Origin of the sequence: Moritella sp. 28, from assembly GCF_018219435.1 — a bacterium.
In the GTDB taxonomy this organism is placed as follows: Bacteria; Pseudomonadota; Gammaproteobacteria; order Enterobacterales; family Moritellaceae; genus Moritella.
The window spans coordinates 4,533,348-4,554,089 of the sequence record NZ_CP056121.1 but is presented as its reverse complement, the minus strand read 5'-3'; the positions used below and the strand labels follow the sequence as shown (position 1 = coordinate 4,554,089).

20 protein-coding genes are annotated in these 20,742 nt (G+C 40.2%); 13 read left to right on the top strand and 7 right to left on the bottom strand.

Annotation, left to right across the window (positions count from 1 at the left end; translation table 11 throughout):
* Window positions 1-16 precede the first annotated feature (16 nt).
* The 3 genes from HWV02_RS20245 (at window position 17) to HWV02_RS20235 (ending at window position 2,829) form a co-directional block, all read left to right on the top strand.
* Window positions 17-943, top strand: a complete 927-nt coding sequence (locus HWV02_RS20245; RefSeq protein WP_255550556.1) for a peptidoglycan DD-metalloendopeptidase family protein — start codon at window positions 17-19, stop codon at window positions 941-943.
* 69 nt (window positions 944-1,012) lie between these two features.
* A complete protein-coding gene (gene rpoS, locus HWV02_RS20240; protein ID WP_211677597.1) occupies window positions 1,013-1,972 on the top strand; it encodes an RNA polymerase sigma factor RpoS in 960 nt (319 codons plus the stop codon).
* Window positions 1,973-2,142: 170 nt separating this feature from the next.
* On the top strand, window positions 2,143-2,829 hold the full coding sequence (locus HWV02_RS20235) for an RNA polymerase subunit sigma (RefSeq protein WP_211677595.1): 687 nt from the start codon (window positions 2,143-2,145) through the stop codon (window positions 2,827-2,829).
* A 3-nt stretch (window positions 2,830-2,832) separates the two neighbouring features.
* Here HWV02_RS20235 and mutS read toward each other — a convergent pair whose 3' ends face one another.
* Window positions 2,833-5,400, bottom strand: coding sequence for a DNA mismatch repair protein MutS (gene mutS, locus HWV02_RS20230; protein ID WP_211677593.1), 2,568 nt, complete (start codon window positions 5,398-5,400; stop codon window positions 2,833-2,835).
* Between the two features lie 178 nt (window positions 5,401-5,578).
* Between mutS and recA the strand changes: the two genes are divergently transcribed.
* On the top strand, window positions 5,579-6,631 hold the full coding sequence (recA, locus tag HWV02_RS20225; RefSeq protein WP_211689236.1) for a recombinase RecA: 1,053 nt from the start codon (window positions 5,579-5,581) through the stop codon (window positions 6,629-6,631).
* 110 nt (window positions 6,632-6,741) lie between these two features.
* Here the strand turns inward: recA and HWV02_RS20220 are convergent, their stop codons facing one another.
* On the bottom strand, window positions 6,742-7,350 hold the full coding sequence (locus HWV02_RS20220) for a PepSY domain-containing protein (RefSeq protein WP_211677588.1): 609 nt from the start codon (window positions 7,348-7,350) through the stop codon (window positions 6,742-6,744).
* Window positions 7,351-7,501: 151 nt separating this feature from the next.
* Entirely contained in the window at window positions 7,502-8,806 is a 1,305-nt protein-coding gene (gene traF, locus HWV02_RS20215) for a conjugal transfer protein TraF (protein ID WP_211689235.1), read from the bottom strand.
* A gap of 553 nt (window positions 8,807-9,359) precedes the next feature.
* Here traF and HWV02_RS20210 point away from each other — a divergent pair.
* Both HWV02_RS20210 and HWV02_RS20205 read left to right on the top strand, forming a co-directional pair.
* A complete protein-coding gene (locus HWV02_RS20210) occupies window positions 9,360-9,944 on the top strand; it encodes a YjaG family protein (protein ID WP_211677579.1) in 585 nt (194 codons plus the stop codon).
* 254 nt (window positions 9,945-10,198) lie between these two features.
* Window positions 10,199-10,483, top strand: coding sequence for an HU family DNA-binding protein (locus HWV02_RS20205; RefSeq protein ID WP_017221893.1), 285 nt, complete (start codon window positions 10,199-10,201; stop codon window positions 10,481-10,483).
* Window positions 10,484-10,580: 97 nt separating this feature from the next.
* On the opposite strand, the gene HWV02_RS20200 is transcribed toward HWV02_RS20205, so the two are convergent.
* On the bottom strand, window positions 10,581-11,873 hold the full coding sequence (locus HWV02_RS20200) for an HlyC/CorC family transporter (protein WP_211677577.1): 1,293 nt from the start codon (window positions 11,871-11,873) through the stop codon (window positions 10,581-10,583).
* Between the two features lie 66 nt (window positions 11,874-11,939).
* On the bottom strand, window positions 11,940-12,731 hold the full coding sequence (locus tag HWV02_RS20195) for an inner membrane protein YpjD (protein ID WP_211677571.1): 792 nt from the start codon (window positions 12,729-12,731) through the stop codon (window positions 11,940-11,942).
* A 218-nt stretch (window positions 12,732-12,949) separates the two neighbouring features.
* Here HWV02_RS20195 and ffh point away from each other — a divergent pair, with 218 nt between their 5' ends.
* The 5 genes from ffh (at window position 12,950) to rplS (ending at window position 16,617) form a co-directional block, all read left to right on the top strand.
* Window positions 12,950-14,341 carry a signal recognition particle protein gene (gene ffh / locus HWV02_RS20190; protein ID WP_211677566.1) on the top strand — a complete coding sequence of 464 codons (1,392 nt, stop codon included), beginning with the start codon at window positions 12,950-12,952 and terminating at the stop codon, window positions 14,339-14,341.
* Between the two features lie 309 nt (window positions 14,342-14,650).
* Window positions 14,651-14,899, top strand: a complete 249-nt coding sequence (rpsP, locus tag HWV02_RS20185; protein WP_006033748.1) for a 30S ribosomal protein S16 — start codon at window positions 14,651-14,653, stop codon at window positions 14,897-14,899.
* A gap of 23 nt (window positions 14,900-14,922) precedes the next feature.
* Entirely contained in the window at window positions 14,923-15,450 is a 528-nt protein-coding gene (gene rimM, locus HWV02_RS20180) for a ribosome maturation factor RimM (RefSeq protein WP_211673157.1), read from the top strand.
* Window positions 15,451-15,474: 24 nt separating this feature from the next.
* Window positions 15,475-16,221, top strand: a complete 747-nt coding sequence (trmD, locus tag HWV02_RS20175) for a tRNA (guanosine(37)-N1)-methyltransferase TrmD (protein WP_211677564.1) — start codon at window positions 15,475-15,477, stop codon at window positions 16,219-16,221.
* A 30-nt stretch (window positions 16,222-16,251) separates the two neighbouring features.
* Window positions 16,252-16,617, top strand: a complete 366-nt coding sequence (gene rplS, locus HWV02_RS20170; RefSeq protein WP_045108915.1) for a 50S ribosomal protein L19 — start codon at window positions 16,252-16,254, stop codon at window positions 16,615-16,617.
* An 82-nt stretch (window positions 16,618-16,699) separates the two neighbouring features.
* On the opposite strand, the gene mutH is transcribed toward rplS, so the two are convergent.
* Entirely contained in the window at window positions 16,700-17,377 is a 678-nt protein-coding gene (mutH, locus tag HWV02_RS20165; RefSeq protein ID WP_211677562.1) for a DNA mismatch repair endonuclease MutH, read from the bottom strand.
* Between the two features lie 701 nt (window positions 17,378-18,078).
* Here mutH and rppH point away from each other — a divergent pair.
* Window positions 18,079-18,585, top strand: a complete 507-nt coding sequence (gene rppH, locus HWV02_RS20160) for an RNA pyrophosphohydrolase (RefSeq protein WP_045108918.1) — start codon at window positions 18,079-18,081, stop codon at window positions 18,583-18,585.
* 292 nt (window positions 18,586-18,877) lie between these two features.
* A complete protein-coding gene (gene lgt / locus HWV02_RS20155; RefSeq protein ID WP_211680342.1) occupies window positions 18,878-19,693 on the top strand; it encodes a prolipoprotein diacylglyceryl transferase in 816 nt (271 codons plus the stop codon).
* Window positions 19,694-19,773: 80 nt separating this feature from the next.
* Here the strand turns inward: lgt and HWV02_RS20150 are convergent, their stop codons facing one another.
* On the bottom strand, window positions 19,774-20,625 hold the full coding sequence (locus tag HWV02_RS20150; protein WP_211677560.1) for a thymidylate synthase: 852 nt from the start codon (window positions 20,623-20,625) through the stop codon (window positions 19,774-19,776).
* Window positions 20,626-20,742 lie beyond the last annotated feature (117 nt).

Here is a 20,742-nt window from a genome sequence, read left to right as displayed (position 1 = left end):
TAGGGAGAGTTAAGCGGTGACCATCAGCAGCAGGTATTTATGCAATATACGCCGATACCATTTATGGCTTCGTATCGCTGTTGTCTTTTTTTTAGTTCAGTTAGCTGGTTGTTCTACTGCTAATCATAGCCCTGCACCCGTCACGAGTGTTCAGGGTTATAAAACAGAGTTGAAATCAAGTATTAGTACGTCCACGTATCGCGTTAAAAAAGGGGATACCTTATATGCAATTGCATGGCGTAGTAATCAAGATTTCAAGCATCTCGCGGCATTAAATAAGATCCCTAAATCGTTTCAAATTTATCCTGGGCAGCTACTTAAGCTGAAAGGCAAGATCCCGGCTCAATCTTATAGAAAGCCAAAACCAGTGACTGTGGCTAAAACTAAAACAACGAAATCAGGCTCGACTAAAACCAGTGTTAAAGCGCCCACTAGGCCATTGGTTAAACCGGTGCCGATAAAAACTGTTACGGCTAAAGTAACTCCTCCGGTAAAAGTTAAAGCGCCAGTGAAAGCAAAACCGGTTGCTGCCAAAGTCTCGAAACCGAAAGTGGTCGTTCGTAATAATAAATTGTCATGGGCATGGCCTGCATCGGGTAAATTAATTAGCACTTATTCCAGCAGCAAGTCGGGACAGCAAGGGATTAACATCGGCGGTTCATTAGGGCGTAACGTACTGGCTTCTGAATCCGGTCGAGTAGTTTATTCTGGTAATGGTCTGCGTGGTTATGGCAACCTTATTATCATTAAACACAACGATGATTATCTAAGTGCTTATGCCTATAATAAAGCGTTATTAGTTAAAGAGCAGCAATGGGTTAAAGCTGGACAGAAGATTGCGAGTATGGGGAACACTGGACCTAATTCGGGCGCTGAACTGTATTTCGAAATTCGTTATCGTGGTAAACCCGTTAATCCGATACGTTACTTGCCCAAACGTTAAGCCCGACCGAAAGTTGTTTATTAGGCTAATCTTAATAGGCTATTTACTTCAGTCAGGAGCCTATACCTAATGAGCAAGATAACTGATGCAGATAAGTTAAACGTTAAAGATCATGATGTATCTGAAAACGATAAAAAAGCAAAGCCAGGGATGGATATATTTAACGATGAGCACCTTATCCCTAACGATGCGAAAAGCTTAGATGCAACACAGCTTTATCTTGGGGAAATTGGTTTTTCACCGTTATTGACCGCAGAAGAAGAAGTTTTTTATGCCCGCCGAGCGCTACGCGGTGATGCTAGTTCACGAAAACGTATGATTGAGAGTAATCTGCGTTTAGTTGTTAAGATTGCCAGGCGTTATAATAACCGTGGTTTAGCTTTACTTGATTTAATTGAGGAGGGTAATCTTGGATTGATCCGCGCGGTCGAAAAATTCGATCCCGAACGGGGCTTTCGTTTCTCTACTTATGCAACATGGTGGATCCGGCAAACGATTGAACGGGCCATTATGAACCAAACCCGCACTATACGTTTACCTATCCATGTCGTTAAAGAACTTAATGTTTATCTTCGTGCAGCACGTGAACTTGCTCATGAGTTAGATCATGAACCGACAGCCGAGGACATTGCGGAAAAGTTAGATAAGCCAGTTGCCGATGTCAGTAAAATGCTGCGTTTAAATGAGCGTATTAGTTCTGTAGATACGCCTATAGGGGGCGATTCAGAGAAAGCGCTATTGGATATTATTTCGGATGATAAAGGCGATGGTCCTGAGCGCTGCACGCAGAACGATGATATTAAGTTTAGCATTGTGCGTTGGCTTGAAGAGCTGAACCCGAAACAACGCGAAGTATTGGCTAGGCGTTTTGGCTTACTCGGCTATGATGCCTCGACACTCGAGGATGTTGGTCGTGAAATTGGCTTAACCCGTGAACGCGTTCGTCAAATTCAAGTGGAAGCATTACGACGTTTACGGGAGTTATTAGCACAGCAAGGACTCTCTGTTGAAGCATTGTTCAGGTTATAAAGTACTGCTAAACGACCTTATTGAGTTGTTAATAATTAAGCTATTCCCTAGTCTTAGTTATTAACACTTTAATCAACCTTTAGCCTTATTTTATTAAAATCAGTCATTCTCTTCATTTTTTTCTAGTATCTTGATAACCCTCTGTAAACAAGGATTGTTTAAGGACGGTTATGCTATCTACTCATTATTTCATTAAGTTATTTTTGACAGTTAGTTTTGTTTTATTTGTCACGTCTTGTTCAACACCGCGATTATTTATTAATAGTGATCTTCCAGCCATTGAGAATGATGCTAAATTGATTGTATTGCCAACAGACATACACGGATTATCGGGCTCAAGGTCAGATAAAGAAACGATTTTTTATGAGTCGTTTAAAACGGCATTTGGTCAACAAGCAATTGAGACTCCACAGCTTACAGCACGCTTAAAAGCGAAGGGCTATGCAGATATATCCTGGAAAATGAGTCATGCTATGCACCGCCTTGTTACCAAGAGTGACGGTTTTAGTTATACGGATGCGTATTACTCAGCGTTTAATAATGGTGAAACGAGAAGTAAATTCAGAACACTTGATAATGAGTTATATTATTTGAGTCAATGGTTAAAGCAAGCCTATCAACTATCCGCTGTGCCGGAATATATTGCTGTTGCGCATATTGATAGTATGGGGGTGTCACAAGCGAAGAATTCGATTAAATATCGGGTGATTGCTGGGGTCTATTCTACCCAACGACAGGCGTTAGAACGGGTGGTTACTTATGTAACAGAAAGCCCAAATAATCCTATCGCTATTTTGCATGATTTAGATAATTTGGGCTTTTTGATTTATCGTGAACTATTTAATATTGGAGTATAGAAATTAAAGTTGTTCTTTTAAACGGTATAAAACATCCAGAGCTTCCCGTGGTGTCATATTATCGATATTTAACGCACTGAGGTCATCGATCACGGGGTGAGAAACGGGCGTCACTTCAACTTGTGGGCGTTCACCTGCTACAACGGGTTGGTGTGAATTTACCTCTAACTCATGTAACTTGACTTTAGCTGCATGAATTACCGTTTTTGGTACGCCTGCTAATGCCGCAACTTGCAAGCCATAACTGCGATCTGCCGCGCCGTCTTGCACTGCGTGCATAAATACGATCGAGTCACCGTGCTCAACCGCATCGAGATGCACATTGACTAAACTTGGGTGCTGTTCTGCTAACGTGGTTAGCTCAAAGTAATGCGTTGCAAAGAGAGTATAAGCCTGGATCTTATTCGTTAGGTATTCTGCACATGCCCATGCTAATGATAAACCATCGTAAGTGCTGGTGCCGCGACCAATCTCGTCCATCAATACCAAACTATTTGCAGTAGCATTGTGCAAAATATTCGCTGTCTCGGTCATTTCTACCATGAAGGTCGAGCGACCTGACGCGAGATCATCTGATGCCCCAATGCGTGTAAAAATACGGTCGATTAATGACGTTGTTACTTGCTCGGCTGGCACGAAACTACCAATGTGTGCCATTAGAGTGATCAAGGCCGTTTGACGCATGTAGGTTGATTTACCACCCATATTAGGACCGGTAATGATCAACATACGACGTTCAGGATTAAGCTGAACAGGATTGGCAATGAAGGGGTCCGTCATCACTTGCTCTACTACAGGATGACGCCCATTAGTAATGTCGATACCCGGTTGGACACTAATTGTTGGTCGGCAATAATGCAAGGTTTCTGCGCGTTCAGCAAAGTTACACAATACATCAAGTTCAGATAATGCCGCAGCGCTGTCTTGCAGTGCGGGAATATACGGTAACAACTTATCTAATAGTTGCTCATAAAGTTGTTTCTCTAGCGCCAGTGACTTACCTTGGCTACTGAGAACTTTATCTTCGTGTTCTTTCAGTTCAGGTATGATGTAACGTTCGGTATTCTTCAGCGTTTGACGTCTGATATACGTTGCTGGTACTTGATCTGATTGAAGACGACTGACTTCGATGAAGTAGCCGTGTACCCGGTTATAACCGACTTTTAAGGTTGGGATACCGGTTTGCTGTTTTTCGCGATCTTCCAATGCTTGTAGATAATCGGTAGCACCTTTACTTAGGGTACGCCATTCATCTAACTCTTGGTTATAACCGGGGGCTATCACGCCACCGTCTCGGATTAATACTGGCGGGTTGTCGATAACGGCGAACGTCAGTAGCTGTTCTAGTTCAGTGAACTCACCAGCTAATTGCTGCAATGAGTTTAAGTGTTCGGTATCGTGTTCTGCTAACAGTGTTTGTAATTCGGGTAACTGCTGGAAAGCATTACGTAAACGCACAAGATCACGAGGACGTGCAGAGCGTAATGACAAGCGTGCAATGATACGTTCAATATCACCAATAGTACGTAGAACTGGCTGGATATCGTTTAATGCACCCACATCAAGTAAGGATTGAATACTTGATTGGCGTTGTTGCAATACCAAGCTGTCACGAATTGGCTGGTGTAACCAACGTTTTAATAGTCGGCTGCCCATTGGTGTTGAAGTATGATCAAGTACTTCTGCAAGGGTATTATCAAAACCACCAGATAGGTTTTGGGTCAGTTCTAGGTTACGGCGAGTTGCTGCATCCATGACGACCATTTGTTCGGTTTGTTCAAGTTTGATCGCTCGAATATGTGGAAGTGCGGTACGTTGGGTTTCTTTCACATACTGCATCAAACACCCTGCAGCACATAACGCTACTGGTGAGTTTTCAACCCCAAAACCAATCAGATCTTTAGTGCCAAACTGTTGGCATAAGACGTTGCGACCAGTTTGTAAATCAAACTCCCATTCAGGGCGGCGACGTAAGCCTTTAAGTTGGTTGATGTGTTGCATTGATTCAAATGATTCGCAATACAATAGCTCTGCAGGGTCGGTACGTTGCAGTTCTGCCAGTAGTGTTTCTTCTGACGTAAATTGATTGATCAGGAAACGGCCGCTGCCCATATCTAACGTCGCATAACCAAAAGTAATGCCATCATGGAATAATGCTGCTAATAAATTGTCATTTTTCTCGGTGAGTAAGGCTTCGTCACTGACAGTGCCTGGTGTCACAATACGAACCACTTTACGTTCAACAGGGCCTTTGGATGTCGCAGGATCACCAATTTGTTCACAGATCGCTACCGATTCACCACTACGTACTAGCTTTGCTAAATAACCTTCCAATGAATGGTAAGGGATACCAGCCATTGGGATAGGATTACCATTTGACTTACCACGCTTGGTCAGAGATATACCTAATAATTGCGACGCTTTTTTGGCATCATCATAAAATAACTCATAAAAATCGCCCATGCGATAAAAGAGTAAGATCTCTGGTTGCTCAGCTTTTAACTTAAAGAATTGCTGCATCATAGGGGTGTGATTGGTTAAGTCTTGAGGTGCAAGAAAGTTAGGTTGCATAGCGGCTCGGTTTAAAAATAATAGTTGCAGCTATAATAACAATGCTAAAGCACGGTGGCGACTGTATTTTTTGTACGTAAGTATGAGCCACTAATAATAATTAAAAAAAATATTCGTTTATTACTTGATACTGTATGAACGAACAGTATACTTATGCCTATAAATTAAATACTCGATTATGCCTCAGGGGAATAAAATGGACGCGAATAAAGAAAAAGCCTTAGCTGCAGCACTTGGACAAATTGAAAAACAATTTGGTAAAGGTTCTATCATGAAGCTAGGTGATAACCGTACCATGGACGTAGAAACTGTTTCTACAGGTTCACTTTCTCTTGATATTGCGTTGGGAGCTGGTGGTTTACCGATGGGGCGTATCGTAGAAATTTACGGTCCTGAATCAAGTGGTAAAACGACGTTAACGCTAGAAGTTATCGCGTCAGCACAACGAGAAGGTAAAATCTGTGCCTTTATTGATGCAGAGCATGCACTTGACCCTATTTATGCAGGTAAACTTGGCGTTGATATTAATGAACTATTAGTCTCTCAACCAGATACTGGTGAGCAAGCATTAGAAATATGTGACATGCTCGCACGTTCTGGCGCTGTTGATATTATCGTAGTCGATTCTGTAGCAGCACTAACTCCGAAAGCTGAAATTGAAGGCGATATGGGCGATAGCCACATGGGTCTGCAGGCACGTATGTTATCGCAAGCGATGCGTAAATTAACGGGTAATTTAAAAACGACTAACACCATGTGTATCTTCATTAACCAAATTCGTATGAAGATTGGTGTTATGTTTGGTTCACCTGAAACGACTACAGGCGGTAATGCACTTAAATTCTACGCGTCAGTACGTTTAGATATCCGTCGTATTGGTTCAGTAAAAGATGGCGACGAGATCACGGGTAATGAAACACGTGTTAAAGTTGTGAAGAATAAAATTGCAGCACCATTTAGACAAGCTGAATTCCAAATATTATACGGTAAAGGCTTTAACCGTAATGGTGAGTTAATTGATCTAGGTGTTAAAGAAAAACTAATCGAAAAAGCAGGCGCTTGGTATTCATACAAGGGTGATAAGATTGGTCAAGGTAAAGCTAAATCAACACAATTCCTTATTGACAACCCAAAGATTGCAGTTGAAATTGACAGTATGATCCGTGCAAATCTACTTGGTAATGAAGCTGAAGTTGAAGTTAAGGCTCCTGAAGCTGAAAACGAATTTTAATTCTGATATTAGTTAACGTGTAATCTTTGATTTTAGTATTTATTGATTCGCGTTAATTGAACAGATATTAATAGAAATAAAGGCAGGTATGGCTTACATACCTGCCTTTATTATTTTATAGTTATCGATGATTTCTTGATCATGACAATACCAGTTAGCGCCATCAATACCAATAATCCTAAGCCGATATACCCAAACCACTGATCAAACGTTTTGTTGCCTGTCCAGCGTAGGTAATGAATATCATACATAGTGTTAAAAATACGACTGTCCGCACCTTGTTGGTGTAGGTTTAAGCGCGACCAATCAAACATCAGTTTTACGTCGGTATCCGTAACAGCGATACCATCTTTGTAGTTCAAAACCAAACCATAGCGTTGTGGATTATGTTTCACAGCATCTTGTAATAAACTTATTATATTTTTTGCATTTGGTTCTGACAGCACTTGGTTATTGAGTGGATTAATATGCTGCCATTTATTCTCTATTTGAACACGGTAATGACGACCTAAGATTGTTTGGTTTATTGCTACTGCTTGCCACTCTGGTTCAGGAGAAAGTTGTAAAATAGAGGACAACGGATAGCGAGTTATTTGCAATTGTTCGTAGGCATCTTTATAACCAGGCTTAATTAAAAAAAACGCACCAGTGAAGGCCCATAGTGTTACCGGCAGAATTAATAAATAGCCAAGGTAGCGATGTAGCTGATAAGTATTCATTGTTGTCTATCTAAGAAAGTGAATATGCTATTTTACGGTTTAATAATAACAAAAGCACCTTATGAAAGGTGCTTTTAACATACATTAATGTAACGAGTCTAAATATTGGCGCTTAATATGACATTACTATTTATATGATAAATATAAAAACTTAGAATTTAGCCGATACTTGCAAGACAAAACCGTCGATACCATAGACGGCATCATCACCTGTCGAACGGGCTGAATTAAGTCCGCTATCGTTAAATTTACCGTCTTGATAGATACCATAAGCACCGTTTTTGCTCACGGTAGCGGCTAGGTCAATATGTACTAGATCCATCGGTGATATACCAAAACCTAAGGTGAATAGGTCTTCACGGACATCATTTAGATCATGGCGAATACCTGCGCGTAATTGTAAGAAATCAAATAGATTAGCTTCAATACCTGCGCGGGCATAACGTGATTCTCTGTTGCTTTCAAACCCTATCGCATCATTTAAATCCATTTCTGCTGTCAGTGTTGCGTAATCATGGTGTAATGCAAAACCTGCCGTCACTAGTGGTGCTAACGTGAAAACCATTTTCTCATCTGTTTGGTTGATACCTTTGTATGCCGTTGTTTCTACTTTAAGATTTTTTTTAAGTATGTTACGGCCACTGACTGCAACGCGGAAGGTATCATAAAAATCAAAGGCAATACCGGCATCGAGATTAAAATGGCTTTGTTTATCTAACCCGTCAAGAAAGCCATCTTCAAACTCACGTAGGCCGTCGTCATTAATTGAAATATCATAACTATACGTGTCGATACGTTGATATTTTGGTGATATACCAATCGATACTTTGGCGATTCTGGCATCCCAGTTCATTGATAGTGCCAAACCAAGATCAGAAACCGATACTCCTGCCAGATTAACTTTGCTATCAAGGTCATCTAAAGTTTGGTTATTTGCTGAATCAATATCATTTTGACTCACTTTTGCTGTCGCGACACTGGTCATGTAAGCGTTGCCAAAAAAGGCCACTGATAATGCACTGCTGGGTAATACAATCGCGAAACTGGTGCCGACATTAGCGCCCATGCGTTGACCATCAAAATTGCCAAGCGCATTGGCATAAGCTGCAGCCGTTACTGGATTTTTGTTATTGTCATAAGCGTTTTGCGCAGTTTTAACATTGTCTAAGGCACCTAAAAACGCATCCGATGTTTCGGTTTGAGCACCAAAAGAGGTGGGGGCATAGCGGGTATTACCATTATCACTGTATGGGATTGCTGGCAGAATGAGACCAATATAATTATCTTTGCCTTGACCTAATAATGCAGGGTTTACAAAAGCTGCAGTAACAAAGTCCGAAGATGCGACACCAGCTCCCCCCATAGCATCATTACGGGCATCAAAATACAGCTGAGAAGCAAAAGTGGTTGGTGCGATAGCGCACGTTAGTGCTGAAATAATAAATATACGTTTCATATCAATCCCTGATTTTTATACGGTGCTATGTTTGTTATACAAGCGTTTATTAGATAAATAATTAATGCGAAAATGTGTTGATTAATCCTTTAATCAACGAGTAATATCGCTTGATGTATCGTTAATGATGTTGGTTATTTGCTGGTTCAATATTAGCACTGGTTGAGATGAACTTAAGTTTGATGTTAGGTACTAGATTACAAGAATGAATTTGTGATCATGATCTTTTTAGTGTAATTAACGACGATTTAGTTAGATTGGTTTTCTCAGCCTTGTATCTCGCTAATATAGCGCGTATAAATAGCTGCACTCATACTGAGATAATCAGTAAAGCAATATAAAAACCTTATCGCGCGGTTTGCTAAAGCGGTAAGTGAAGTAGCAAGGTATGAGGTTGTCTTCTCATGCTTTTGCTTAGCTAATTGATTGCATCATTGTTTTCATGACTGGAAACGGTAGAAAGATGTAGGTCTTTGGTTAAATATCACCATCAGATTTAGTTATATTTAACTATTATAGAAAGAATAAAAACAATAAATAAGAGGCTATTTTTGTGCTTGAAGCAAACTATGAACAGCAATTAACGAAATTATTACCTTGGCAGAAAGTGAGTTTTATTGCGTCACTTGCTGAACGCAGCTTTCCTAATTACAAATTATTTTCTGAAGCTTGTGAAACCGGAGATGCGAAGCAGTTCCGTTCATCATTAGATCTGTTTTGGGAGTCTTTAACGGTTAAAAATAGCAAAATCAATTTTACTATTCAACTTGATCGTTTCGAACCGATTATTCCAAATGTAGACAAATTTGATGTGTATGGTGTTTACCCTGCACTGGATGCGTGTGTGACTTTAAACAGTGCTTTTAATAGTTTAGTTGGCCCTGATCCGGATGTGAACGAAGCTATTAATGCATCGCGAGTATCAATTGGTACTGTTGCAAGCTATTTAGAAGCGTTGGCAGGTGAAGAACTTGACGACGAGGTTATTTTCGCTGAAGAGTTAATGCAAGAAGAGCTTAAATTTCAGCAAGCGGTGTTGGATTTACTCACGGTACAAAAATCACCAGAGAGTATGAAGACGTTACGTCAGTTTGCTAAAAATGATGGGATTTCTAACATTGGTATTACCTTAGATTAATTGATTGAAATTTCATTAAAGAGGCGCCAGAGCTGGTGAGGCGGCGATCGGGAATTAGTTTTAAGGGTAGTCTCCCACCTTTTTTATGGTGTTTTTTTGTACATAGAATGGGATTAGTGTGAGCGCTACCCCATTTGTTGATTATTCTCTCAGCAATTGACTTAATTAAGGCGATAAATCCTTTGCGGTCAACGGTTTTTTTGAATACAGTGTTTAACAGTTTAATGTTATTGAATAGTGGAAAGGACATTCTTATGAATAAAACTCAATTAATCGATGCAGTTGCAGCGAAAGCAGATTTAACTAAAGTACAAGCTAAAGCAGCACTAGAAGAGATCCTAAGTGCGATCACTGATAGCCTTAAAGAAAAAGAAGCTGTACAGCTAATTGGTTTCGGTACTTTTAAAGTAAGCGAACGTTCAGCACGTACTGGTCGTAACCCACAAACGGGTGAAGAAATTCAAATTTCTGCAGCGACAATTCCAGCATTCGTTGCTGGTAAAGCACTGAAAGATGCAGTTAAAAACGCAAACAAATAAGCATTAACTTTTATTAATTTAAAGTTTAATGAAAAAAAGCACCTATATTAGGTGCTTTTTTATTATCTACAAGTCATGTCCAAGACGAAAATATCCGTTATAGTTTGGTTCTTCGTTTCTTTTTATCCGCTGGTTGAACACGAACACGTTGGATTACATTGTTGTTTATTTCTAATACTTCTAACGGATGGTCTGCAATTTTTAGACTAATATTTGATTCAGGTATCTCTTCTAAATATTCTAAAATTAAGCCGTTTAATGTTTTTGGACCATTGGTTGGAAAGTGCCAGTTCATCTCTTTATTAATATCACGCACGTTTGCCGTACCATCAATGATATAACTGCCGTCAGGTTGCGCCTCAATTTCTTCACTCGCTGAAGGTGCCATGGTAGTGGTAAAGTCACCGACAATCTCTTCTAAGATATCTTCGAGAGTCACCAAACCTTGGATGTCACCGTATTCGTCAACAATTAAACCGATCCGCTCTTTTTTACGTTGGAACTTTAATAGTTGCACGTTAAGTGGTGTTGCTTCAGGAATGAAGTACAGCTCTTTTACTGCTCTGAGTAGCGTTGTTTTATCAAACTGTTCTTTCAGTAATAGACGCAATGCATCTCGAGTATGCACAAATCCAACTGCATCATCGATGGTGTCACGATACAGCAATACCCTCGTATGTGAAATATTACGTAATTGGCGTAACAAAATCTCCCAATCATCATTAATATCAATCGCGATGATCTCGTTACGCGGCACCATAATGTCATCCACAGTGACTTTTTCAAGGTCGAGAATACTGATCAGCATATCTTGGTGACGCTGAGGGATCATTGTACCTGCTTCATGCACAACGGTACGCAATTCTTCGGAGCTCAATGCACCATTGTCATTATGATTGAGATTAACGCGCAATAGTTGCAACAGGCCATTAGAAATGATGTTTACCAGCCATACCAATGGATAAAACAAGGTTAGCATCGGGCGTAATAACAATGAGCTTGGAAATGCCACTTTTTCTGGATGCAGTGCAGCTAAGGTTTTAGGCGTTACTTCAGCAAAAATAAGGATAACGATTGTTAAGAGACCAGTCGATACGGCTAAACCAAGCGCTTCATTTTGTGCAAATAAACGCATACCAATAATCGTTGCGATGGAAGAGGCCAAGATGTTGACTAGATTGTTACCAATAAGAATAAGACCAATCAAACGATCAGGTCTGTTGAGGAGTTTCTCTACACGTTTCGCACCTGTATGGTTATTTTTAACCAGGTGCTTAAGCCTATAACGATTGAGAGACATCATACCTGTTTCTGAGCTAGAGAAATAAGCTGATATGAGGATTAAAATAGTCAGGAGGCCGAATAAGGTTCCTGTTGATATGTCGTCCAAGTGTTATCCTTTGATTACGCAAGTGTATAGTAATTAATATATGATAGTTTTAAGTATGTTTAAGTATTAATGAAGTAGGATCTCTTTTACAAAGCGAGAACCGAAATAGGCTAAAGAGAGCAGTACAGTGCCAAATAATGTACCAAAAGCAATCTTGTTGCTACGCCAGCCTTGTTTAAAGTGACCCCACAGCAATACCGAATAAAATAGCCAAGCTAAAATAGATAAAACAGTTTTATGCGCTTGAGAGTGGGTAAAAGCATCTTCAAAAAAGACAAAGCTTGTCACTATTGCCACGGATAGCAGCACTAAACCGATACTTAATAACCTGATGAGTTGTTTTTCTATGGTCATTAACGATGGCAGTGCTGGGTGCATTGCGGTTGGGCGTTTGTGCTTGAGTTGATAATCTAAGTAAGCCATTTGCAGGGCAAGTAAACTCGCCACAATGAAGGCCGCATAGGCAAATAATATCACGATAATATGGACAACAAGTGGTGTGTTATCACTTAAATTGGAAATGTAAATCGTTGGTAACAAATAGCTTATCGCAATGACAATGATTGAAAAACCATACACAATAGGTAATAAAGGTAATATTTTAAATTTATTGATCGAGAGTGTCATGAGCATCGAGATCAGCAAACTGATAAGTGCGGCTACATTGACAATGCTCAGGTTAATCCCTGCTGCCGTCACAATATCAAACCCCATCCAGAATAGATGGCAAAGTGTCGCGCCTGCGCCTAGGGTAAAAATAGTACGTATACTCGGCTGCTGCGTGATAGTTAAGACTTTAATGCAATAATAAGTTGCAGCTATATAAAGAAAAATAGCGCCGAGAGCAAACAGTTCCATAGGGCTCACTTTAATGTTGATTTATAGGTAGTTATGCTTCCCAGTATACGCTTGCTCTATCTATAGAGCTATATTCAAATGCATTATTTAGAAAGGAAAATATTATTTTTTTATAAAACAATAGCTAGTCGCGACTTGAGAGTGTGATTTTTGCCCTCAAATAAGGTTATAATCATCAGTAATTATTGCATTTAATCTAATTTATAACGGATAACGTCATGTTTGAGAATTTAACCGATCGCTTATCGGCAACACTGAAAAACGTCAGTGGCCGTGGTCGTTTGACTGAAGATAATGTCAAAGACACACTACGTGAAGTACGCATGGCGTTACTCGAAGCGGATGTTGCTTTACCTGTCGTACGCGCATTTATTAAAAATGTGAAAGAAAAAGCCTTAGGTCAAGATGTATCTAAGAGTCTAAACCCTGGCCAAGCCTTTATTAAGATTGTTCAATCTGAACTTGAATCGGCAATGGGTGAAGCGAACGAAACATTAAATCTTGCTGCGCAACCGCCAGCAGTATTAATGATGGCTGGTTTACAAGGTGCTGGTAAAACAACGTCTGTAGCAAAACTATCACGCTTCTTAAAAGAGCGTGAGAAGAAATCAGTATTGGTTGTAAGTGCCGACGTTTACCGTCCAGCGGCAATCAAGCAGCTAGAAACATTGGCTGGCGAAGTTGATGTAGAATTCTTCCCAAGTAATATCGAACAGAAACCTGTTGATATTGCTAATGCGGCAATTGAGCACGCACGCAAATCATTTATTGACGTTGTTATTGTCGATACCGCGGGTCGTTTACATGTCGATTCTGACATGATGCAAGAGATCCAAGATTTACATTCAGCGATTAACCCAGTTGAAACCTTATTCGTTGTTGATGCGATGACTGGTCAAGATGCGGCGAACACAGCTGCGGCATTCAATGAGAGCTTACCGTTGACTGGTATTATCTTAACGAAAGCTGATGGTGATGCGCGTGGTGGTGCTGCACTATCTATTCGTCATATTACTGGTAAACCAATTAAGTTTATCGGTATGGGCGAGAAAATTGATGCGCTGGAACCTTTCCATCCAGAGCGTATTGCGTCACGTATTCTAGGTATGGGTGATGTACTATCACTTATCGAAGAAGTAGAACGTAAAGTAGATAAAGACAAAGCTGAAAAACTGGCGAAAAAAGTTCAGAAAGGTAAAGGCTTTGATTTAGAAGATTTCCGTGATCAACTTGTGCAAATGAAAAGCATGGGCGGCATGATGGGGATGATGGATAAGTTACCGGGTATGAACCAGGTACCTGATGCTGTTAAAGACCAAATGGATGATAAGTTAACTAATCGTATGGAAGCTATCATTAACTCTATGACACCAGCTGAGCGTCAACGTCCTGATATTATCAAAGGTTCACGTAAGCGTCGTATTGCTATGGGGTCTGGTACACAGATTCAAGATGTAAACAAACTACTTAAACAGTTTACCCAAATGCAAAAAATGATGAAAAAAATGTCGGGCAAAGGCGGCATGAAGAAGATGATGGGTAAAATGAAAGGTATGATGCCACCCGGAATGGGCGGTGGTATGGGCGGTGGTAAAGGACCGTTTGGTTAACAACTTCGTGGTTTAACCCCTTCCTTATATATGTATTTTATTCCAAGCCCTGCTTATTAACAGTAGGGCTTTTTTATTTCCGCGGATTCTGGCTAACCTGCTTTTGATCACTGTAATAGCAAAATAATGATTGTTTATAGTATAAATAGCGCTAACTAAAGCGGTCATGACTCACAATAAGGTTGCATTTAGTTAAAATAAGAGTAAAATTGCGCGACTTCGAATCGTCTCATTCGTGAGTACTATTTGAACTATGGGGCCTTGTCAGTGCAAGGTCGGAATACACACTTAATTTATAAAGAGGACGATATGGTAACTATTCGTTTATCTCGTGGTGGTTCTAAGAAATCACCTTTCTACACAGTTGTTGTTACAGACAGCCGTAATGCTCGTGATGGTAAATTCATCGAGAAGCTAGGTTTCTTTAACCCAATGGCTGCTGGTCAAGAAGAACGTGTTCGTCTTGACAACGTGAAAATTGAAGCTTGGGTTGCTAAAGGCGCTACAGTTTCTAACACAGTTGCTAAGTTAATCAAAGACGCTGCTAAAGCTGCTTAATTATCTTAAGGTAAGGAGATCTTGTGAGTTCAACTGACAAACCTATGGTAGTTGGTCGTCTTGGTGCTGTTTACGGCATTAAAGGCTGGATGAAAATCAACTCCTTTACCGATATTCCTGAAGGGATTTTTAACTATTCACCTTGGCTCATTGAGCAAAAAGGCGAATGGGTTGAAGTGGCGATTGAAGATTGCAAACGCCATGGCAAAGGTTTAATTGCTAAGTTAGTCGGCATTGATGTTCGTGAAGAAGCGCAGTCCCTTACGGGTGCTGAAATAGCTATTCATGCTGATCAACTTCCAGATTTAGAAGATGAATATTACTGGCGTGACATTATTGGCTGCTCTGTTGAGACAGACAAGGGTTATACGTTAGGTAAAGTCACTGATATGATGGAAACCGGTTCTAACGACGTATTAGTAATTAAAGCGAATGCAACTGATGCCTTCGGAAAAAAAGAACGGTTAATCCCGTATCTTGATGGGCAAGTAATTATCAGTGTTGATATTACCGCTCAAAAAATTATTGTTAATTGGGACCCGAGTTTTTAAGACTCGTTGTCAGCGGAGGCTAGTATGTGGTTAGGGGTTATTAGCCTTTTTCCAGAGATGTTTAATGCCATCACTGAACAAGGAGTCATCGGTCGAGCAATAAAACGCGACTTGCTTAAGTTCCAAACTTGGAACCCTAGAGATTTTGCCCACGATAAACATAAGACGGTCGATGATCGCCCTTATGGTGGTGGCCCTGGCATGTTGATGATGGTTCAACCATTACGAGATGCTATCCATGCAGCAAAACAGGCAGCTGGTGGTGAGGCGAAAGTTATTTATCTTTCACCGCAAGGACGTAAATTGGATCAAGCTGGTGTACTGGAGTTGGCAACAAATGAAAAGATGATTTTTATTTGTGGCCGTTATGAAGGTATTGATGAGCGTATCATCCAATCGGAAGTTGATGAAGAGTGGTCTATCGGTGACTTTGTGTTAACTGGTGGTGAACTTGCAGCAATGACGATGATTGATGCTGTCTCACGCATGATTCCTGGTGTTTTAGGCACTCAGGCATCCGCGGAGCAAGATTCGTTTGCAGATGGTCTTTTAGATTGTCCGCATTATACGCGTCCGGAAGTGTTAGATGGTATGGTTGTTCCTAAGGTTCTCCTTAGTGGCAATCATAGTAAAATTAGCCAATATAGACAGAAACAGTCTTTAGCTCGAACGTTAGAACGACGACCTGATTTATTAAGTAACCTAGCTCTGACTGATCTGCAAGAAAAACTTCTTGTTGAGATCGTTCGCGAAAGTCGCGAGTTAAAGTAGAGTTTTTCAGTTTATTCTAGGGTATAGAAAATGAGCAACATTATTGCACAGCTCGAACAAGAGCAAATGAAAACAGATCTACCAACTTTTGGCCCTGGTGCTACTGTTGTAGTACAAGTAAAAGTTGTTGAAGGTGATAAATCACGTCTACAGGCTTTTGAAGGCGTAGTTATCGCTAAACGTAACCGTGGTCTGCACTCTGCATTCACAGTTCGTAAAATCACTTCAAACGGTGAAGGTGTGGAACGTGTATTCCAAACACATTCTCCAGTGGTAGCAAGCATCACTGTTAAGCGTCACGGCGATGTTCGTCAAGCTAAGCTATACTACCTACGTGGTCTTACTGGTAAAGCTGCACGTATTAAAGAAAAATTGGGTAAGCGTAAAAGCAAATAATCCATTTTTCATGCAGTTTAAGGTCCGTCTTCTGACGGGCCTTTTTTTTACCTGCGATTTATCATCATCATATTTTGATAGATTAGATATTAAAGTGTTTTTTGAGTAGCTGATGCGTAAAGGCCTTTTTAAGATAGAAGCCACGCGGTCGTACCTGAATGATCTCTCCCTCGCTGCCATACGCCTTTGTACGGACCTTATTATTTGCTGCCTTAGGGCGAAGCTGTAAATACTTACCGTGACGCGCAGTGATCTGTTCTACCTGTCCAAGTGCGATCATATCCATCAGCTCTTCCCAATCTTCTTGTAATTGCATATTTTCAAGTGCATCGGGCTGCCATAGTAGAGGTGAGCCTACGATACGTTCTGCGATCGGAATATCGCGTTCACCGAGTACTGGTATCCATAGCACTTGTTTTAGCTTATTAGCCACATTACAGGTTGACCAAGTAACGCCGTGATTACCGGTTAAAGGGGCTACGCAGACGAAGGTTGTTTCAAGTGGTTTACCTTGTGCATTAATTGGAATGGTTTTTAATTCTACCCCTAACTCAGGGAAATCTTGAATTGGTTTACTGCCCGCCGTAGCGCCAAGGTGCAGCTCTAAGAGTTGTCCAATCCAGCCTTTTTCTTTACGCAGATCATAGGGTACACAGAGTTGGTGTAATGCGGCTATTTGTTGCAGGTTGAATCCGGCAATGGCTTGTGCGCGATCCATAAGCTCATTGATATCACGGGGTTCGTTAATTAGTGAAGGCATATCAAGTTATTCTTATATCTCAAGGTTTCTTTTAGCAGAATAACACTTTTAAATCTAGCTGTTAACGGTCGTTTTTCATACAAAGTGAGATGTGAATCTCGTTTTTATGTTACGTAGATATTTCAAGTGAAGCGTTGAATTTAAGTGATTGTTTTTAAACGTCTTTTGTTTGGGTTTTTATTCTTGTGGATAATTATACCATTTTTTTATTATGTTAAATGGTAATAATGTAAACACTTCACAAGGTTATCCACAGAAAAGGTGGATAACTTGCTACTTCCCCCCTGCATTTGTTAATAAATATCGAAAGTCGCGATTAATAAGACTACTTATCGCTATTTCTATCACTTTTCCACACATGTAATGTGTATAACTATGTATATTGTGGATGAGGAGAGATATTATTGGCATATTGGTGTTTTATTACTCAATCGAGAGTAAGGTAAATGTCTATATATTGGAGTGAAAGGTAGAACTCTGCTTTCATTGCATGTTTTCTTTTAAGATATCTATCATACTTGCTTCTCTATAAAGAAGGGGGTTATTTCAACAACGCCGCTCAGAAGTTCTGAATTAGAGATAAATCGGCGGTATTTTGTCTTTGTAAATGGATCTTTGGTAAAACTGCTGGTGTAAATTTGCTGCTCATTGATTTATATGAAACAATCAAGTTAACTAAGTTCTACCCTTAAGGTGCTAATGTGATTGATAGCGATGGCTATCGTCTTAATGTAGGCATCCTAATTTGTAATCGTGAAGGTCAAGTTTTATGGGCTAAACGTTGTGGGCAACATTCTTGGCAATTTCCGCAAGGTGGTGTAGATAATGGAGAGTCTGCAGAGCAAGCAATGTATCGAGAACTATATGAAGAAGTTGGACTCAAAGCGAAACATGTTTCGATTCTAGCCACTTCTAAAACATGGTTGAAATATAAATTACCAAAGCGATTAGTCAGATGGGATAGCAAACCAGTCTGCATTGGGCAAAAGCAAAAATGGTTTTTACTGCGTCTGGAAGCGGATGACAGTCAAATCGACTTCAAATGCACAGGACACCCTGAATTTGATGATTGGCGTTGGGTCAGTTATTGGTATCCTGTACGTCAGGTTGTATCGTTTAAAAAAGACGTTTATCGTCGTGTTATGAAAGAGTTTGCACCAGTGGCATTACCTTTTTTACGCAAAGACATTAAACGTAAACGACGTTAATGTTAAATAGTGCCTGCGCATTGAATTATTATACGATTCAATGCAAAGGCATTACTTATTCATTGAACTTTTCTCCATTCCAGTACTCCTAATTTCTCTCTCTCATACTTTGGTTTAATTTATCTTACTTTACCGATTCTATTGCGGCTAATTCTATGTTGTGACAAGCAATTGGTGTAAGGTGTATTTTATAAATAATAACGAATGTATATATAAATACATAGCTTACGTTATTTTGTAATTTTATTGCCTTAGCATAGGTGATCACTTTCTTTTACTCAGGAACTCAATGATGTCGCAGACATATCTACAATATCCAGAAATTGATCCCATTGCGATCAGTATCGGCCCGATTCATGTTTACTGGTACGGGTTGATGTATTTACTTGGTTTTTTATTTGCTAATTGGATGGGTAATCGACAAGCAGCGAAACCGGGTAGTAGCTGGAATAAAGACGAAGTAGGTGATTTATTATTTTACGGTTTCCTTGGGGTGATCCTTGGTGGTCGTATTGGTTACGTGCTGTTTTATAACTTCGGTTTATTCCTTGATGATCCAATGTATTTATTCCGTATTACGGATGGCGGCATGTCATTCCATGGCGGCCTGATTGGTGTATTGTTAGCATTTGCTTATTTTGGTCGTAAAACCCAGCGTTCATTCTTTGTCATTGCCGACTTTATTGCCCCTATGGTGCCGTTTGGCTTAGCGGCTGGACGTATTGGCAACTTTATTAATGGCGAGTTGTGGGGGCGAGTGACTGATGTGCCTTGGGCGATGATCTTCCCAACTGGTGGTGATTTACCGCGTCATCCGAGTCAGTTATATCAGTTTGCAATGGAAGGTGTGTTACTGCTTATTATCTTACAAGTATTTGCACGAAAACCGCGTCCAGTAGGCGCTATCTCTGGTTTGTTCTTATTAGGTTACGGTATTTTCCGCTTTATTGCTGAGTACTTCCGCCAACCAGACTCACAACTAGGCTTGTATTTTGATTTGATTAGTATGGGACAAATTCTATCGACCCCGATGATCTTCTTAGGTGCGCTTATTATGTTTATTGCTTATAAAAAGCCGACTTTGTTTGCAGGTAAACAAAACAAATAATTGGTTTACGCAGATAAAGAATGAAAAAGGGGTTAACTAAATTTAGTTAACCCCTTTTTATTTTAATCATCTATCAGTGTTTACACTGAAAATGGATATTTTATCGCATCATGATGTTGGTAATCTGTTACCTCGAAATCGTCCAATGTCACCCAAGTTTCTAAATCTTCCAATGTCTTAATTTTCGGGTTAATGTGTAATTTCGGCAGTGGTAATGGCTCGCGTTTTAATTGTACGTCACGCATTAATTCTAGCTGATCTTCATATATATGAGCGTTGACGATCTTGTGGTACGCTTGACCGGCTTTATGACCAGTGATTTGCGCTACCAACGCTAGCAATACATGTACTTGCACCATGTTGAAGTTTAGGCCTAGGGGCACGTCACACGAACGTTGGGTGCTGTTTAGATATAACGTATCACCGAGCAGTGAGAAATGGTGGCTGTACATGCAAGGACGTAAACAACCCAGTTCAAATGCACCCGGATTAAAGAAGGTTAAAATCTCGCCGCGGTTATCAATGCCGTTTGATAGGTCATCGATGATTTGGCGTAGTAAGTCGACTGTACCGCCTTGTGGTTTTACCCAGTTACGTGCACACGCACCGTACACATAGCCCATGTCGTCTTCACCTTTACGGTGTGGGCTTGCCAACCAAACTGGATTTTCATTGGCATTGGCATCCCAGGTTTTGGTACCTAATGCACGAAAGTCTGCGGCATTATCATAACCACGGATGTAACCAATGATCTCGGCAATGGCTGATTTCCAAAAGCTTTTTCGCGTGGTGACTAATGGAAATACATTATTCGCCACGTCATAAGTGAGATCAGCATTGATCACGGTTAAACAGCGTTTTCCGGTACGTTCATTTTCAACCCAAACACCGTTTTCCACTATTCTCGTACATAAATCAAGATACTGTTTCATCGACTACTGCCCTATTCTTATTGTTGTACATTAATTATTGTGCATTAATTTGCGTGGGCAGGATCTTTACATAGATTAGCAGGGGTTACAAATCGGATTTACCAAAGGCAAGTAATT

Bases quoted from the DNA above. Each gene is read 5' to 3' on its own strand.
- rpoS (WP_211677597.1), top strand. From the start codon at position 1,013: ATGAGCAAGATAACTGATGCAGATAAGTTAAACGTTAAAGATCATGAT.
- HWV02_RS20235 (WP_211677595.1), top strand. From the start codon at position 2,143: ATGCTATCTACTCATTATTTCATTAAGTTATTTTTGACAGTTAGTTTT.
- mutS (WP_211677593.1), bottom strand. From the start codon at position 5,400: ATGCAACCTAACTTTCTTGCACCTCAAGACTTAACCAATCACACCCCT.
- recA (WP_211689236.1), top strand. From the start codon at position 5,579: ATGCCTCAGGGGAATAAAATGGACGCGAATAAAGAAAAAGCCTTAGCT.
- HWV02_RS20220 (WP_211677588.1), bottom strand. From the start codon at position 7,350: ATGAATACTTATCAGCTACATCGCTACCTTGGCTATTTATTAATTCTG.
- traF (WP_211689235.1), bottom strand. From the start codon at position 8,806: ATGAAACGTATATTTATTATTTCAGCACTAACGTGCGCTATCGCACCA.
- HWV02_RS20205 (WP_017221893.1), top strand. From the start codon at position 10,199: ATGAATAAAACTCAATTAATCGATGCAGTTGCAGCGAAAGCAGATTTA.
- HWV02_RS20195 (WP_211677571.1), bottom strand. From the start codon at position 12,731: ATGGAACTGTTTGCTCTCGGCGCTATTTTTCTTTATATAGCTGCAACT.
- ffh (WP_211677566.1), top strand. From the start codon at position 12,950: ATGTTTGAGAATTTAACCGATCGCTTATCGGCAACACTGAAAAACGTC.
- rpsP (WP_006033748.1), top strand. From the start codon at position 14,651: ATGGTAACTATTCGTTTATCTCGTGGTGGTTCTAAGAAATCACCTTTC.
- trmD (WP_211677564.1), top strand. From the start codon at position 15,475: ATGTGGTTAGGGGTTATTAGCCTTTTTCCAGAGATGTTTAATGCCATC.
- rplS (WP_045108915.1), top strand. From the start codon at position 16,252: ATGAGCAACATTATTGCACAGCTCGAACAAGAGCAAATGAAAACAGAT.
- mutH (WP_211677562.1), bottom strand. From the start codon at position 17,377: ATGCCTTCACTAATTAACGAACCCCGTGATATCAATGAGCTTATGGAT.
- lgt (WP_211680342.1), top strand. From the start codon at position 18,878: ATGTCGCAGACATATCTACAATATCCAGAAATTGATCCCATTGCGATC.
- HWV02_RS20150 (WP_211677560.1), bottom strand. From the start codon at position 20,625: ATGAAACAGTATCTTGATTTATGTACGAGAATAGTGGAAAACGGTGTT.